The sequence below is a fragment of the Acidobacteriota bacterium genome (assembly GCA_016196065.1).
GTDB lineage: Bacteria > Acidobacteriota > Terriglobia > Terriglobales > Acidobacteriaceae > Acidiflorens.
In genome coordinates this window covers 408,582-423,228 of the sequence record JACPYL010000012.1, presented here as the reverse complement: position 1 = coordinate 423,228, position 14,647 = coordinate 408,582, and the positions used below count along the sequence as shown (strand labels likewise).

General features: G+C 57.3%; 16 protein-coding genes. 4 read left to right on the top strand and 12 right to left on the bottom strand.

Features of this window, described 5'->3' with window-relative positions:
• Positions 1-33 precede the first annotated feature (33 nt).
• The 7 genes from purH to HY010_14000 all read right to left on the bottom strand — a co-directional run bounded on the left by purH (position 34) and on the right by HY010_14000 (position 7,563).
• The gene (gene purH, locus HY010_14030; protein MBI3476847.1) at positions 34-1,590 is read right to left on the bottom strand and encodes a bifunctional phosphoribosylaminoimidazolecarboxamide formyltransferase/IMP cyclohydrolase; all 1,557 of its coding nucleotides are present in this window, start codon (positions 1,588-1,590) and stop codon (positions 34-36) included.
• Between the two features lie 165 nt (positions 1,591-1,755).
• Positions 1,756-2,376 (bottom strand): hypothetical protein, encoded by a 621-nt coding sequence (locus HY010_14025; protein MBI3476846.1) that lies wholly within the window; start codon positions 2,374-2,376, stop codon positions 1,756-1,758.
• A 214-nt stretch (positions 2,377-2,590) separates the two neighbouring features.
• Positions 2,591-2,941, bottom strand: a complete 351-nt coding sequence (locus tag HY010_14020) for a helix-turn-helix transcriptional regulator (GenBank protein ID MBI3476845.1) — start codon at positions 2,939-2,941, stop codon at positions 2,591-2,593.
• Between the two features lie 121 nt (positions 2,942-3,062).
• Complete coding sequence (locus HY010_14015) at positions 3,063-3,803, bottom strand: dienelactone hydrolase family protein (protein MBI3476844.1); 741 nt, start codon at positions 3,801-3,803, stop codon at positions 3,063-3,065.
• A gap of 155 nt (positions 3,804-3,958) precedes the next feature.
• Positions 3,959-5,308 carry a beta-glucosidase gene (locus HY010_14010; GenBank protein MBI3476843.1) on the bottom strand — a complete coding sequence of 450 codons (1,350 nt, stop codon included), beginning with the start codon at positions 5,306-5,308 and terminating at the stop codon, positions 3,959-3,961.
• A 157-nt stretch (positions 5,309-5,465) separates the two neighbouring features.
• Positions 5,466-6,395: an MBL fold metallo-hydrolase gene (locus HY010_14005; protein ID MBI3476842.1), complete on the bottom strand. Its 930-nt coding sequence runs from the start codon at positions 6,393-6,395 to the stop codon at positions 5,466-5,468.
• Positions 6,396-6,483: 88 nt separating this feature from the next.
• On the bottom strand, positions 6,484-7,563 hold the full coding sequence (locus HY010_14000) for a hypothetical protein (protein ID MBI3476841.1): 1,080 nt from the start codon (positions 7,561-7,563) through the stop codon (positions 6,484-6,486).
• Between the two features lie 195 nt (positions 7,564-7,758).
• Between HY010_14000 and HY010_13995 the strand changes: the two genes are divergently transcribed.
• The gene (locus tag HY010_13995; GenBank protein ID MBI3476840.1) at positions 7,759-8,025 is read left to right on the top strand and encodes a hypothetical protein; all 267 of its coding nucleotides are present in this window, start codon (positions 7,759-7,761) and stop codon (positions 8,023-8,025) included.
• Between the two features lie 12 nt (positions 8,026-8,037).
• On the opposite strand, the gene HY010_13990 is transcribed toward HY010_13995, so the two are convergent.
• Positions 8,038-9,273, bottom strand: a complete 1,236-nt coding sequence (locus HY010_13990; GenBank protein MBI3476839.1) for a hypothetical protein — start codon at positions 9,271-9,273, stop codon at positions 8,038-8,040.
• Between HY010_13990 and bcp the strand changes: the two genes are divergently transcribed.
• Positions 9,272-9,730 carry a thioredoxin-dependent thiol peroxidase gene (gene bcp, locus HY010_13985; protein ID MBI3476838.1) on the top strand — a complete coding sequence of 153 codons (459 nt, stop codon included), beginning with the start codon at positions 9,272-9,274 and terminating at the stop codon, positions 9,728-9,730. The genes HY010_13990 and bcp overlap by 2 nt on opposite strands.
• Positions 9,731-9,873: 143 nt before the next feature.
• On the opposite strand, the gene HY010_13980 is transcribed toward bcp, so the two are convergent.
• The gene (locus HY010_13980; protein MBI3476837.1) at positions 9,874-10,431 is read right to left on the bottom strand and encodes a hypothetical protein; all 558 of its coding nucleotides are present in this window, start codon (positions 10,429-10,431) and stop codon (positions 9,874-9,876) included.
• A gap of 111 nt (positions 10,432-10,542) precedes the next feature.
• Here HY010_13980 and HY010_13975 point away from each other — a divergent pair, with 111 nt between their 5' ends.
• Complete coding sequence (locus HY010_13975) at positions 10,543-11,166, top strand: DNA-3-methyladenine glycosylase (GenBank protein MBI3476836.1); 624 nt, start codon at positions 10,543-10,545, stop codon at positions 11,164-11,166.
• A gap of 19 nt (positions 11,167-11,185) precedes the next feature.
• Here the strand turns inward: HY010_13975 and HY010_13970 are convergent, their stop codons facing one another.
• Positions 11,186-11,587: a DUF1801 domain-containing protein gene (locus HY010_13970; protein MBI3476835.1), complete on the bottom strand. Its 402-nt coding sequence runs from the start codon at positions 11,585-11,587 to the stop codon at positions 11,186-11,188.
• A gap of 132 nt (positions 11,588-11,719) precedes the next feature.
• Between HY010_13970 and HY010_13965 the strand changes: the two genes are divergently transcribed.
• On the top strand, positions 11,720-13,285 hold the full coding sequence (locus HY010_13965) for an amidohydrolase (GenBank protein MBI3476834.1): 1,566 nt from the start codon (positions 11,720-11,722) through the stop codon (positions 13,283-13,285).
• A gap of 48 nt (positions 13,286-13,333) precedes the next feature.
• Here the strand turns inward: HY010_13965 and HY010_13960 are convergent, their stop codons facing one another.
• Positions 13,334-14,179, bottom strand: coding sequence for a pantoate--beta-alanine ligase (locus tag HY010_13960; protein MBI3476833.1), 846 nt, complete (start codon positions 14,177-14,179; stop codon positions 13,334-13,336).
• Positions 14,176-14,646: a hypothetical protein gene (locus HY010_13955; protein ID MBI3476832.1), complete on the bottom strand. Its 471-nt coding sequence runs from the start codon at positions 14,644-14,646 to the stop codon at positions 14,176-14,178. The genes HY010_13960 and HY010_13955 overlap by 4 nt, the downstream gene beginning before the upstream one ends.
• Position 14,647 lies beyond the last annotated feature (1 nt).

The following is a 14,647-nucleotide window of genomic DNA, read 5'->3' as shown; positions in this document are numbered from 1 at the left end:
TATCGTAACCGCACGCCGGGACGTGCAGCCAAACTAGTGCCGGAAGTGCCGCACACCCGTGAAGATCATCGCAACGCCCAAGCGGTCGGCGGCTTCGATGACTTCCTGATCGCGTACGGAGCCTCCGGGCTGAATGATCGCCGTAGCGCCGGCTTTGGCGATTTCCTCCACTCCATCGGGGAATGGAAAAAATGCGTCGGACGCGGCAACCGTTCCTTTGAGTGGCAACTGCGCTTTCATGGCGCCGACCTTGCAGGCGTCGACGCGGCTCATTTGGCCGGCACCGACACCGACAGTTTGACCGTCACGGGCGTAGAGGATGGCGTTTGACTTCACGTGCTTGCAGACCTTCCAGGCGAACAAGAGCGCACGTTTTTCTTCCGGCGAGGGCGGACGCTGCGTGACAACTTTCATTTCAGAATCGGTGAGGCGGTGGAGATCGGCGTCCTGCACCAGCATGCCTCCAGAAATGTTTTTCAGGACCCAGCGTTGTTGGCTCGCCGAGACTTCGACCAGGCGCAGGTTCTTCTTGGACGCAAAGATTTCCTGTGCGGCTTTGTCGAACGACGGGGCGGCGATCACTTCCAGAAATAGCTTGGACATTTCCGCGGCGGCCGCAGCGTCGATCGGACGATTGACGCCGATTACGCCCCCGAAGGCGGATACGGGATCGCATTCCAGGGCGCGCAGATAGGCCTCGGCCAGTATCTTCCCGGTTGCGGTGCCACATGGATTGGTGTGCTTAATAATCGCGCAGACGGTTTCGTCGAAATCCTGGGCCAAATCCCAGGCAGCCTGCAGGTCGACGATATTGTTGTAGGAAAGCTCCTTGCCTTGCAGCTGGCGCGCGTTGGCTACGCCTACGCTGGAGCCGTCCGAGTACATCGCGGCCTTCTGGTGAGGATTCTCGCCATAACGGAGATCGATGGTTTTCTTAAACGAGAGTCGCAGCGTTTGCGGAAAACCGGCAGCGGCATTCAACTCAAAGTGACCGTTGACGCCAACTCGTTCCAGAGTCGACGCAATCGCGGAATCGTAGGCAGCCGTCGTGGCAAACGCCTTTTGCGCAAGCCGCCATTTTGTCTCGGATGACAGAGCGCCCGCAGAGCGAGCCATTTCGTCGGCAATCGCGTTGTAGTCGGAAGGGGAGGTGACGACAGCAACGTCCTGAAAATTCTTGGCGGCAGAACGGATCATCGAAGGTCCGCCGATGTCGATATTCTCAATCAATTCTTCGAAATGTACACCGGGCTTGGCCGCAGTTTTTTCGAAAGCGTATAGATTGACGACCACCATATCGATGGCAGGAATTCCGTGCTCGGCGACTGCGGAGCGATGAGCAGAATCCTGGCGGCGGTGGAGAATTCCGCCATGCACCTTGGGATGCAGAGTCTTCACGCGGCCATCCAGCATTTCGGGGAAACCCGTAAGTTCGGAAATATCTTTCACGGCAATCCCGGAGTCGCGTAAAAGCTTGGCGGTGCCGCCGGTGGAAACAAGCTCCACGCCCATGCCGGCGAGTTTGCGGGCGAAATCGACAAGTCCGGATTTATCGGTGACGCTGAGAATGGCGCGTTGAACTTTAGACATATAGGGCCTCGGGGATGAAGGGAAATTCTAGCAGTTTGTGGAAGGCGGCTCTCAGTTCCCGGTTCTCAGTCTCAGAACGGACGAGGCGTGCGACAGGCGAGGCGAAACGAAAGACCGGGGTTTAGGCTTGGGCTGTTACTGAGAACTGAGAACCGGGAACTGCTTTTACGTTTTCGCTTTCGCCTTGAGTTTCACTTGGCCATCCTGCATCTCAACGGAGTAGACGACCGTCTCGCACTTGTGTTCTTTGCGGATTTCGGCGGTCTTCTTCTTGACGAAGGCGGCGAAGGAATCGAGGCTGCCGGAAACTTTTTCTCCCGACTTCTGCTTGGCTGAGCTCAGGGCTTTGTAGAGTGATTCCACCTTTTCGCGTTCGGCCTGGGCGTCAGAACATTGCACGGTAAAGGGCTTGTCTTCGGTCGAGTCCGAGTCGTGATGGCCAATCCCGTAAGGCGTGGGGTGTTTCGACTCGTGCAGCTCGGTGGGGCGTACGCCCTGTACGGAAAGAATCGCATCCTGCGGACGGCGGTAGCCTTCCTCGCGAATGCGCATCTTCTTGCGCCAGAGATCGCTGTGGATGGCATAGCGCTGCGCCATTTCGTTGTAGCGATAGCGCTGGGAAAAGCTCATGCGTCCGCCATCGCTGAATTTGCGGATCAGTGAGAGCACCTTCCACTCAATGTCGGCGGGAGGGCGCTTGGACGGGTTGTTGAAAAACATCTCGTACTCGATCTTCAGCCGGCGCAGCTGATGGTCGAGGAGATTCAGTTCCTCGTCAATAGTCACGAAAGAGTCCCGTTCACAGACTAGCCCGGAACCAGTGCGGCGGCGAGGTTCCGGCGGGACAGTAGGGTAATAGGTACGAAAGTACTGTGAGCCGTCAGCGATCAGCGATCAGCTATCTGTTTCAGTTATCGGCAACTGGCTGGACCACAAGCTGTTCGAGAAACGCAAGAACGCGGGCTGGTTTGATTGAGGGCTGAGGGCTGAACGCCGATCGCTATTTCGCGGTGCTGGCGGCCATTTTCTTGACCATCGCCAGAACTAACTTGCGGTCACTGTCATTCAGGCTGACGGAGTAGCGGCGGATCTGGCTGAGAAAGCGGACTTCGTCGTCGGAGAGCTGAGGCAGCCCCTTGTGTCCGTTGGAATTGCTCCCCTCGGCAAAAAATTGCGAGAGGGCGAGGTCCATGGCGCCTGCAATTTTGGCCAGTGTGTCGAGCGAAGGAATGGTGTGGCCATTTTCCACACGCGACAAATAGCAGCGCAAAAGACCAGTGCGCTTTTCGATGTCGCCCTGCGACATACCCTTCTGAAGCCGGTAATTGCGGATGGTTTCGCCGATATTCATAGAAAGCGCGACCGATTGGGTCCCGCCAAAGATTGCTGAATAGTAAACATAGGCGTAGCGTCTGGCAAGTGGAAATTCCGCACGATCAAATGTTGCATGTCCTGAACAAACTCAATTACAGCTACTTCTTCAGTGTCTTCGCCAGAAAATCAGTTGTGCGTTTCCACGCATCGGCAGCGTCGTCGGCACGGTATCCCTGCTTGTTGTTGGGATTTTCGAAGGCGTGGCCGGCGTCGGGATAAATCTTGATGTCGTTCTTCTTTCCGAGTTCGGTGAGAGCCTGCTGAAATTTCTTAACGTCCTCGGGAGTGATGCCACGATCCTGCCCGCCAAAACTTCCCAGGATCGGGGCATTGATTTTCTTCAAGCCGGCTGGCTCCGTAGCGAGATGTCCATAATTAATTACAGCCGCGGCGAGGGTTGGCTCCAACAACGCCACGTCGAGCGAGTAACCGCCACCCATGCACCATCCCACCGATCCAATGCGGTCTTTCTTCACATTCGGTTGCGCGGCGAGATAGTCGAAAGCGGCGCCCAAGTCGCGTTTGGCGCGGTCTTCCGGAACGCCACGCATCAATTCATGCGCCAGTTCCTGGGTATCGGCAACTTTGCCGCGATAAAGGTCCACGGCCAGAGCAACGTATCCTTCATCGGCAAATTTCGAGGCTTGCTCTTTGACCCAACCGTTCAGTCCCCACCATTCGTGGATCACGATGAGCGCCGGAAACGGACCTTTCCCCGCCGGAGCGTACAGAGTGCCGGTTACGGTTTCATCTCCGGATTTGTAGGAAACGGATTTGCTTTCGGCAGCGAGGGCGGTCAACGAGAGCGACAGGACCAAAGCGAGCAGGAGAGTTTTCATTCGGTGACTCCGGAAATTTGATTTCACTATGCTAGCAGGAGATGAGCCAAGGCAGAGGTCGGAGGGCAGATTGCGGAAGTGAAACTTTGAGCTACGAGCTCCGGGCTTCGAGCCAGAATCTAGGGTTTGCTCGAAGCTCGAAGCTCGCCGCGCCTTTACCATCCATTTTGCGCCGCGACCTTCGCATACCACTCACCTGATTTCTTCACCGTTCGCTTCTGCGTCTTGTAGTCCACGTAGACCAATCCGAAGCGTTGGCGCAGCCCTTCAGCCCATTCAAAATTATCGAGCAAACTCCAGGCGTGATAGCCGCCGACTTTGGCGCCGTCGTGAATGGCGCGTGCCAGTTCAGCAAGGTATTGCTGGTGGTAAGCAATCCGGCGAGTATCGTTTACCGCCCCGCTGGAGTCGGGCGCGTCGTTGTAGGCGCATCCGCTCTCGGTGATTTCGATTGCAGGGTGGTTATAGTCGCGCGTAATTCGCATGACCATGTCATAGAGCGAGCGCGGCCATACCTCCCAATCCATGTCGGTTCTTGCGCCCTTTTGGCCGCCACTCATGCGCGCCGGAAAGAGGAGATACCGGCGATCGGAAAGGCGCTCGCCCAGCGGCGTCGCGGAAACGACGGTACGGTAGTAAAGATTGATTCCGATGAAGTCCAAGGGAGCGCGGATCAGATTCATGTCGTCTTGCTGGATCTTCATCAGAACGGCGGGATTAAACGTAAACGCATCCGGATATCGGCCGCGTAGTGCAGGCTCAAGAAACCAGATGTTAGTGATCGAGTGGGCACGTTCGGCAGCGATGCGATCGTCTTCGGAATCGGTAGCGGGTTCGCAGGGCGACATGCTGGCAGCGGTTCCCACCCGCGCTTGCGGGCGCACCGCCTTCACCGCTCGAAAACCCATGCCCAGCGCCAGATTTGCAATGTGGGTGGCGCGCAGGAAATCAATAATGCTGGCGCGCCCCGGCGCGTGCGTGCCATCAAGATATCCCTGGCTGGTAAACGCAGCCGGCTCGTTGAGCAGGTTCCAGGTCTCGACGCGGTCACCGAGAGCACGCGCCACAAGCGCCGCGTAATCCGCAAAACGGCTGGCGAGATCACGATTCGTCCAGCCACCCATATCCTCGAGCTTTTGCGGCAGATCCCAGTGATAGAGCGTAACCAGCGGGCGAATACGCGCTTCCAGCAGAGCATCGACGAGGCGGCTGTAGAAATCCATCCCCTTTGGATTCGGCTGGCCCGAACCATCCGGCTGAATGCGCGTCCATGCGATCGAGAACCGATAGCTGTTGAGATGAAGGGCACGCATCAGCGCGATGTCGTCGCGATAGCGATGGTAGTGGTCGCAGGCAACATCGCCAGTCGTGCCATCTTTGACTTTGCCGGGAGTGTGGCTAAAGCGATCCCAGATCGATTCGCCTTTGCCATCTTCGTTCCATGCGCCTTCGATCTGATACGCGGCGGTGGCGGTGCCCCAATAGAAGTTCTTGGGGAAAGAAATGGCGGGCGCGGATCGTTCGGCGCCGCGAGGCAAGAGCGGCGCGACTGCGGCTGCGGCCAGGGACCCGAGAAATTGGCGACGAGTAGTCAGGGCGATCAGTTCGAGGGAGCTTCGCTTCGGGCCGAGTCCGCGACCCGGCCCGAGGCTTGCACCGAAGCTAATTATGCTTGATGAACTTGCCGTTTTTCTGCCCGGTTAACGAGTTGTACAACGTCTCCAGAAACGCGTCTTCCGAAATGAACTCGCCGGAGTACTTCTTCCACGGGTCGAGCAACTTCTTTTCTTTCATCTGCGCGAGCGTCATTTTCTTCTTGAGCGCGGCCTGCACCACAGCGCGCGTGTCTTTCAGCATCTTCACGTAAGTGCGGACGTCGTCCAAATTCGAAACCGGACCATGCCCGGGAATGACTTTCACGTCAGCGGGAAGTTGTGCTACGGCCTTCTCGACGCCATCGATCATCCCATCAATGCTGCCGCCGCTATCCACATCAATGAACGGGAATCCGTAGGTGACGAAGTCGTCGCCCATGTGCACGACATTCGACTTCGGAAAATAAATGACCGAATCACCGTCGGTATGGCCGGCTGGAAAATGGAGAGCGCGGATGTCTTCTCCATTCAAGTGCACGGTGACATCGTGATCGAACGTAATGATCGGCAATACGCCGGGTGCGGCCGGCTTGTGGTCGAAATGTACGGACCCGCCAGTGCCCGCAGTGCCGCCCTCTGCAAGCCTCTTGCGGACGTTGTCATGAGCGATGATCGGCGCCTGCTTCTGGAAAGCTTCGTTTCCACCGGTATGGTCTTCGTGATAATGCGTGTTGATGACGAAACGCACCGGCTTGTCGGTGATGCCTTTTAGGGCCGCCTGGATCTTGTCCGCGAGTGGTGCGTACTGGTCGTCGACAATTACGATCCCGTCGTCACCGACCGAGGCTCCGATGTTGCCACCCGCACCTTGCAGCATGTACACGGTACCGGCGACTTTCGTGACTTTGATTTCGACTTTGCTGAAGTCCTGGTCCTGAGCTAAGGAAAGAGCTGCCACAAAGAGAATGGCGGGCGCGAAATAGACGAGTTTGCGCATGGAGATCACCTCGCAGACGGGTCATTGTAAACCAGGGGCAGGCGATCTACGTTCGAAGCCTCGGTGTGCTGACATTTTGAGGCGAGGACTACCGGGGACGGGCACTACCGGATTGAATGGCAGATTTTTGCGTTTGTTCGGCCTTGTGAGAAGGCGGCGAGGTCAGCAGGAAGACCTTTGCGTGCAGTCCTTTTGCGGTGTCCATCACATTCACTGCACTCGCCCATGGGACGTTCGGGTCGGACTCCACCTGTACAACCCACGTTGAACGGACCTTGAGTTCATTTTTCAACACGCTCTCCAATCGGTCCCAGGTCACAGCATTCGAATTGACCAGAAGATTGGGCTCCACACGAGGACCGGCATCAACAACTTGAACCAGCACGGGTTGACTCAGTGGGTCACTCTTTGGGGCCAATTGACCAGGTTTCAGAACTTGGACGAACAGCCCGATTGGGGTTAGGGGCTGGATGATGAGAAATGCTAGCCACGGAACGAAAAGAACAGGTACCGCAACCAAGGCAAATGCCGGCACAAGCGAAAATCTCTTTTTCAACGGGAGCTTTTGAGCCCATTGGAAATTCTGGCCGATGGTAACAGCGTCCGAGATGCGCGTGGTTCCCGGACGAACCTCGCCTGAGAAGGCGATGCTACCCAAGATCAATAGAGCCGTTCCAAGTGACACGCCGAGAACTGACGCCCACAAGATCGATCGCGTGCTGTCTTCATAGTCATCTGCGTCAGTACGAACGACTAGTCTCGGGTTACCAGGATTCAGGCAGGCGGTGTCCGACAGGATTTCCAGATCGAGATCATACGTGCCTTCTTCGCCGCGGAAGCCGTCGAGAGAAGTGTAGGGCGTGGACTCATGCCACTGCGAGAATTCTCGGCCATCCTTGTAGAGGATCCATTGCGCCTTCACCCGGTCATACGCGGGACAGTTCGGATCACCAAACCGTGCCCAATCAGTGTCGATATTTACGCTGTAGTAATCATTGAGATTGATCTTAAACGGACCCGTCTTGGTGTGACCGCGAGCAAGTGAGACCGGCATATCCAGTGGGACAAGTGTCCGCGACTTCATCCACTGGCGAACGCCGATAAACGTGGTGAGACTCACGCCGAGCAGGATCATGCCCATCCACACCTGAGCCGGCAGTTTGGGCATAACTGCTTAGACCTCGCAGCAGAAGAGAAGCTCCCTCTGCATACAGCAATCTTACGAGTGCCAGCCGGCAGGAATTGCGATTTCGGCATAAAGTTCCCGCGAAAGTAATCGACGGCGGTTGGAGCAAGCCCGGAGCAGGCGTCGAACGCCCATCCGGCGCTGCAACCATCGCGACAAGAGGGGATTTAATTCGACTTGGTCTCGCAGTTGGTCCGAGGTCAAGCGGAGCCACTCGATCACTCGCTCGGATCGCGTTCGGCTCCCCGGCGGGAGAACACGCATTTCCACATTGTCGCTCTCGATCCGGTATTCGATTGCTACCGAGCCATCCGCGCGATCAATCCGAAGTCTGGTACACGCCAGCATGACCTTTTCCGCCTCATCAAAGTCCACACTCTGGATAAGACCCCGAAAGAGATGCGACGGGAACAACTTTCCACGTGCGGCGGCCTTGCTGTCTAAGCGGGTCTTGACCTACGGCGTCGCTTCATAGAGCGGCCATAGCCGATCCGCAGTTGCGCGGTAGATTGCGTAGGCGCTGCCAGTATCGAAAGTGCGGCGGAAGAGCAGTTCGCCGCGGCCGTCGCCGTCGGCGTCCACGGCATCGATCAGTTCCATCCGCGGAGTGACTTCGAGATGATGCGCATCCGTCTTCGCGAAGAACAGGCGGCGCAGATCGCCGTCCAGGTTGGGACGGGCGACGAGCGTGATTTCCTCGCCATCAACCGGCGCGATGTTGGGATTCGCCGGAGGCCGCACTTTGGCGGAGAGGATCAGTACTGGATCATTCGAATTGGACAGATCGAAAATGCGCAGGTGGACGTCGTCAAACGATGTTGGTACAGCCTTGCGGGCGTTGGCCGTTTTGCGCGACTTGGCAGTCGGAATCTCCGGCGGTGCCGCGTTGGCTTTGGCCAACTCCGCGGATGCCAATTCGAGCATCTTGGCGCGATAGCCAGCTTCTTCTCCACCACGAAGATCAAAATTAAAGGGCCTCGCGTCGGGGCCGGCGGCGTCGGAGATCGCTGGAAAGATCTGAATGTTCAGAACATCCTTGTTAGCCTTCGCTTCTTCGTCGAAGTTCTTGACCAGTTCGTGGCGCGCAGCAGGATCGGGCTTTCCACGACGAAGAATGGGCCGGTTCGGATCTTCGAATGGCGGAGGCTCGGCGGACTTTGCGCTCTCCTGCGGTTTGGGCGCGGGCGGCGGCGCAGGCTTGTCGGCTGGATCCGCCGGCTTGGCGCCCCCGCGCTGCAGGCGGGGAGGCGCGTCCTTGTCTTCAATCTTCGGAGTCTCGTACTTCATCCCTTTTTGCGGAGCCTTGGCGCCGGCGGCAAGCCATGTGCCTTCGGCCATCCAGACGTGTCCCGCCTGTCCCGGCTGGGTGATCGTGAAGACGCCCTGCGAGACCCCTGTGCGGAATCCTTCATAGACGACACCGAAATCGAGCGCCATGGGAACGGGAGATCCCTTGTAGGAGCTGGCATCGAAGAACTTGCCATCGACGGTGATCGCAACGGGGATCAAGTGCGCTTTCCCGTTGGGAAAGAGCTGAATGATTCCGAGAGCTCGCGGCCCCTTGGAAACGGACGAGCGGCGTCCATACTGGGCAATCGTGCCCTGTGCCGCCATGGGGATACTGACAAGCAGCGTGACGGCAAGTATCCCGGTGCGATATAACCAATTGCGGTTAGGAGAAGATGCTTCCATGGAAGTCAATGATAAGGCCCCCGACTTCAATACGACGGATGAGAACGGCAAAGAAGTTGCCTTGAAAGATTTTCGGGGCAAAACAATCGTGATGTTTTTCTATCCCAAGGCCGACACCCCCGGCTGTACCAAAGAAGCGTGTGGGTTCCGCGACGCATACACCCAGATCAAGAAGACGGGAGCGGTCCTGTTCGGCATTTCCGCCGATTCCGTCGCCAAACAGAAGAAATTTCAGGAAAAGTATCACCTTCCCTACCCATTGCTGGCTGATACCGACAAAACCATCTGCAATGCCTTCGGCGTGATCAAAGACAAGAGCATGTATGGAAGGATTTTCAAAGGCATTTCACGAATGACCTTCGTGATCGGACCGGATGGCAAAATCCAGCACATCTTCGACAAAGTGAAGGCAGCAGGCCACGCGGAAGAAGTGCTGGCATGGCTGAAGAGCAGGTGAAAATAGGTCAGAGGTTAGAGGTGAGATTGCAGAGGTAACCCTCCACAAGATTGTCATCCTGAGCGTGGGGACAGGTCTTCGACCTGTCCTGGACGGGTCGAAGACCCGTCCCCACGCGCTCAGGATGACAAATCTCTAGTGTTTTATTTCGTCTGGCTCGTGACCGTGAACGTCACGGCGTGTTCGGCGGGGATGATGGCTTCCTCTTTGCCGGTAGCAGCGGCCACACCGGTGCCCGCTCCTGCGCCTACCACGGTGCCGATGGCAGCGCCTTTTCCGCCTCCTGCAAGTGCGCCGATGATCGCGCCAGCCGCAGCGCCTCCACCGATCTTGGTCGCATTACTCTTCATGTGACCCTTGCCGGTGACGTGATACGAACTGCTGGAAACGCCGACCGAGTGTCCGTTGACGCGAATCGAAGTCAGGCGAATCGACAATTGGCCGGGAGCATGCAGACGTCCGCTGGACTTGGCGAGCGTGACTTTGCCGCGCACGGCGCTGCCAGCGGGGGCAAGAGTCTTGCCGCCGACCACCAGGCTTTTTGCCAGGGACCCTTCAAACGCCTGGCCGACTGCTGCTGTGCCTGAACTGATTTCAGAGCCGATGCGAACTGTGACCGGAGTTCCGGCAGGAATGGCTTGCGCGATGGCGAATGCCGCCATCAGGACAATCGTTGCGATCGGTAGAATTCTGCGTACCATGACACGCCCCTTTCAGATCCGCCAGCCGTTGCACCCCTGCCGTGCGGCTTTCTCTGCGATTGATTTTACAATTGTAGGCCAGGAAACTCTTTCTTCGGCTATCGGAGGTTCATGAAGGAACTCGGTCAAGTGGCCTGGCTGAAAAAGGAATTTTTCGATCGCGACCCGAGACGGGTGGCACGAGCGCTTCTCGGAAAACTGCTGATCCGGACTACTCCGGGCGCGGTCTTGGCCGGGCGCATCGTTGAAACCGAAGCCTATCTCGGAAAACACGACGAAGCGTCCCATTCGTTTATCGGCAAGACTCCCCGCAATGAAGTCATGTTCGGGCCTCCGGGATTCGCCTATGTCTATTTCATCTACGGGATGCATTTCTGTCTCAACGTGACCTGCCGCCGGGAGGGGGTTGCGGGCGCCGTGTTGTTTCGTGCGATGGAGCCTGTCGTGGGAGTCGCGCAAATGGCGGCCGCTCGTGGGGTCGCGGTGAAGAAGGAAAGCGATCTCCCGAAAATTTCCTCCGGCCCGGGGCGGATGGCCGAGGCCTTGGGCGTGACCCGCGAACGGGATAACGGGAAGAACTTTGTCAGCGCGCAATCAGACTTGCGAATTGGCGATGACGGCTATCGCGTGCGCCGCGTGATGGTCACGCCGAGGATCGGGATTATGAAAGCCGCCGCCATGCCGTTGCGCTATTTGATTGCCGGGAGCCGCTTCGTGTCAGGGCCGAAGGCGTAGCGCCAGCACTCCACGCGAGCTAGCCGTTTTCAACGCGGTCTTTTATGTCTGCGTACGCCGCGGTGATGAGCCTGTTTAGCGCGGCTGCGTTGGCGGACGTTCCCGGCCTCAGCTTCACATGGCGCATGAACTTTCCCGCGCCTTGCAATAGGCGATCCGGATCCGATAGCCCTGCTCCCTGAAAGAACCCCACATTTACGTGCGAAGTGAATACATTGACGTAGGCGAACGGCGCATCGCCTAAACATGCAACCGGACAGCCGTCATGCAAAAGCTCCCGGACTTCGTCCCCGCATTTTCGCATTAATTCAAACCATTGATGCGCGATGTCTCCTAATTCGCCTGCGTGTTCTTTCATCCACGCATCGATGGCGGGATCGCGCTCGACGGCGCCGTTGAATCTCAGCAATTCCGATCGCATTGTTTCTTCACTTTCCGCCCTTGATCTGGCGTCATAAGCATTCTTACCACGACAGCCGGCGCTACCGTCTGGACTCCGGCCATCACTCCGCGTATTGTTTCTGCTCAGTCGTTACCCAGGAGAACTTCTCTCATGCAGCAATGTCGCCGCTTTGTGCTTGTGCTATTCGCATTGTCTTCACTTGTTTTTGCCCAGACCAACCTCGATGCCCTTAAAAAAGAAGCGCTCTCCAAGGTCGACGCCCGGCAACAACTCGTCCAGCAGATGGTGGATCAGATTTTCAGCTACGGCGAACTGGGCTTTCAGGAAGTTGAGACTTCGAAGTATGTGACGAGCCTTCTGGAGAAAAACGGATTTACGGTCGAGCGTGGTGTGGCGGGGATTCCGACGGCTTGGGTCGCGACTTACGGATCCGGCAAGCCCGTCATTGGATTCATCACCGACATCGATTGCATCCCGCGAGCCTCGCAGAAACCCGGAGTCGCCTATCACGATCCCATGATCGACGGCGCTCCCGGACATGGCGAAGGGCACAACTCCGGGATGGCCGTGAATGTGACGGCGGCGCTCGTGCTCAAGGAATTGATGCAGGAACACAAGATTGCCGGCACGCTGAAGATCATGCCGGGCGTGGCGGAAGAGTTGCTGGGCACAAAGGCATACTACGTCCGTGCGGGTCTATTCAAGGATGTAGACGCGGTGCTGGGCGTGCATGTATCCGAGGACTTTGGCACGGGCTATGGCCAGACTTTCGCACCGCAGGGGCTGGTCTCAGTCCAGTATTACTTCCACGGCAAAGCGTCCCACGCAGCTGGTGCCCCGTGGGACGGGCGTAGCGCGCTCGATGCAGTCGAGTTGATGGATACGGGCTGGAATTTCCGCCGTGAACATCTACGACTACAACAACGTTCTCATTACGTGATTGTAAATGGCGGAGATCAGCCGAACGTCGTGCCGTCCGAAGCCGGCGTCTGGTACTACTTCCGCGAACTGGATTATCCGCACATTCGCGAACTTTACGAACTCGGCGACACGATGGCAAAAGCTGCCACGGAGATGACCGGCACTACCTTCACCAAGAAGGTGGTGGGCTCGGCGTGGCCTCCCCACTTCAATAAAGTGATTGCCGAACTCCAGCAGAAGAACATCGAATCGGTCGGCATGCCGACGTGGGATGCGGCGGACCAGACCCTGGCGAAAGCGTTGCAAAAGGAATTGGGCAAGAAGGAAGACGGACTGAACGCCAAGGTCGAAGAGTTAAAGCCCCCATCCCCCGAAACCGAGTCAGGCGGATCGGACGATGTCGGCGATATTTCGTGGGTGGTGCCGATGGTCTATTTGCGATATCCGGCAAACATTCCGCACACTCCCGGTCATAGCTGGGCCGACGCGGTAGCGATGGCCACTCCGATCGCACATAAAGGATCTTTGGCCGGAGCGAAAGTACAGGCATTGACCGCACTCGATTTGATGGTCACGGCCGACGCGCTGCCTAAGGCATGGTCCTACTACAAAGACGTGCAGACGAAAGACATGAAATACACGCCTCTGATTTCCTCCGACGACCAACCAGCCATTGATATGAACAAAGAGAAAATGGCAAAGTTCCGCACGGAGATGCAGAAGTACTACTACGATCCTGCGAAGTACAAAACCTATCTCGAGCAGTTGGGGATCAAGTATCCGACCGTCAAGTGAGGCAATGGAATCATCGGGCATTGACTCATTGAATCGTTTGTCAGTGACTCAATCCCGCAAAACAATGTTGTCAATGAGGCGCGTATTCCCGACGTAGGCGGCGACCGCGGCCAGCGCCGGTTGCAAGACTTGTTCGACCGGATCGAGCGTGTCGGGATCGACAATCTCAAAATAGTCCAACCGAACTTGTGGTTGCGCGGTAAAAACTTCGCGAGCGGCGACGATGAGTCTCGCCGCATTTCTTTCTCCTGCTCGAAACTTTTCTTCCACCAGAATCAATGATTGCCGGAGCACCAATGCGCGCTGGCGCTCTTCCGGACTGAGATACGCATTCCGTGAACTCATCGCCAGGCCATCCGACTCACGTACGATAGGGCAGATCACGATCTCCACCGGGAAATTCAGATCGCGCACCAATCGCCGGATGATCGCGGATTGGGCCGCATCTTTCTGTCCGAAGAAGGCGGCGTCCGGCTCAAAGATGTGGAACAGTTTCGAGACTACGGTCGCCACGCCGCGAAAGTGTCCGGGACGCGAACGTCCGTCGAGTTTCTCGCTCAATCCATCGACCACAACCCAGGTCCCTTCTCCCTTGGGATACATTTCGTCCGCGGAAGGTGCGAAGAGAATTGCGACGCCCTCTTTTTCCAGCAATTCACGGTCGCGCTCGAATGGCCGCGGATATTTCGCAAGATCTTCGGTAGGACCAAACTGAGTTGGGTTGACGAACAGAGAAACCGCAACCGCATCGCACTGCGCTCGCGCAGCGCGCACCAGGGAGAGATGTCCCGCATGCAACGCACCCATGGTGGGCACAAGTCCCAGCCGCTTGCCACTTGCCCGCAGAACACGGCACGCGGCGCGGGTTTCGCCGAGCGAGCGATAGATATTCATTGTTTCGGAGGCAGGATTTCCGTTCCCGGCGCTTCGCGGATCTGCACCTGCAGGCTCTTCAGCGTACCGACGAGCAAGCCGCGGTTCTCCCGCAGTTTGGCCTTCGCCTGGTCGGAGTTGTCGGACGGTGCAGCCTGGCTGAGAAGTACGGCGCGGCCGTAGGGCCATGCAGTTTCAGGGAGCGACACGAGTTCGGCTTCCACCTGCTCCATTTTCAGAATATGAATCTCGTGATTTTCCACGTCGACCAATCCGATGCCATCCTCACGTACGACCAGCTGAGGATTTTTCCACTGCGCGAGATCCTGCATCCGCGGGAATTTTGTGGAGTCTGGCTCCGGAATCCGTTCGAGTCCAGTTTCCTGTGACGCGGCCGAGGGTTCGGGAGCGGGAGTTTCCGGTTTGGAGCAAGCCACCAGGCTCGCCAGCAAGAGCACGATCACGTAGAAGCAAGGGAAGGTTCGCAAA

Coding starts and splice junctions, on each gene's coding strand:
- HY010_13970 (MBI3476835.1), bottom strand. CDS start 11,587: ATGCGATCGGAATTGCTGAGATTCAACGGCGCCGTCGAGCGCGATCCC.
- HY010_14005 (MBI3476842.1), bottom strand. CDS start 6,395: ATGCGCAAACTCGTCTATTTCGCGCCCGCCATTCTCTTTGTGGCAGCT.
- HY010_14020 (MBI3476845.1), bottom strand. CDS start 2,941: ATGAATATCGGCGAAACCATCCGCAATTACCGGCTTCAGAAGGGTATG.
- HY010_13975 (MBI3476836.1), top strand. CDS start 10,543: ATGAAGGAACTCGGTCAAGTGGCCTGGCTGAAAAAGGAATTTTTCGAT.
- HY010_14015 (MBI3476844.1), bottom strand. CDS start 3,803: ATGAAAACTCTCCTGCTCGCTTTGGTCCTGTCGCTCTCGTTGACCGCC.
- purH (MBI3476847.1), bottom strand. CDS start 1,590: ATGTCTAAAGTTCAACGCGCCATTCTCAGCGTCACCGATAAATCCGGA.
- bcp (MBI3476838.1), top strand. CDS start 9,272: ATGGAAGTCAATGATAAGGCCCCCGACTTCAATACGACGGATGAGAAC.
- HY010_14000 (MBI3476841.1), bottom strand. CDS start 7,563: ATGCCCAAACTGCCGGCTCAGGTGTGGATGGGCATGATCCTGCTCGGC.
- HY010_13980 (MBI3476837.1), bottom strand. CDS start 10,431: ATGGTACGCAGAATTCTACCGATCGCAACGATTGTCCTGATGGCGGCA.
- HY010_13990 (MBI3476839.1), bottom strand. CDS start 9,273: ATGGAAGCATCTTCTCCTAACCGCAATTGGTTATATCGCACCGGGATA.
- HY010_13960 (MBI3476833.1), bottom strand. CDS start 14,179: ATGAATATCTATCGCTCGCTCGGCGAAACCCGCGCCGCGTGCCGTGTT.
- HY010_13965 (MBI3476834.1), top strand. CDS start 11,720: ATGCAGCAATGTCGCCGCTTTGTGCTTGTGCTATTCGCATTGTCTTCA.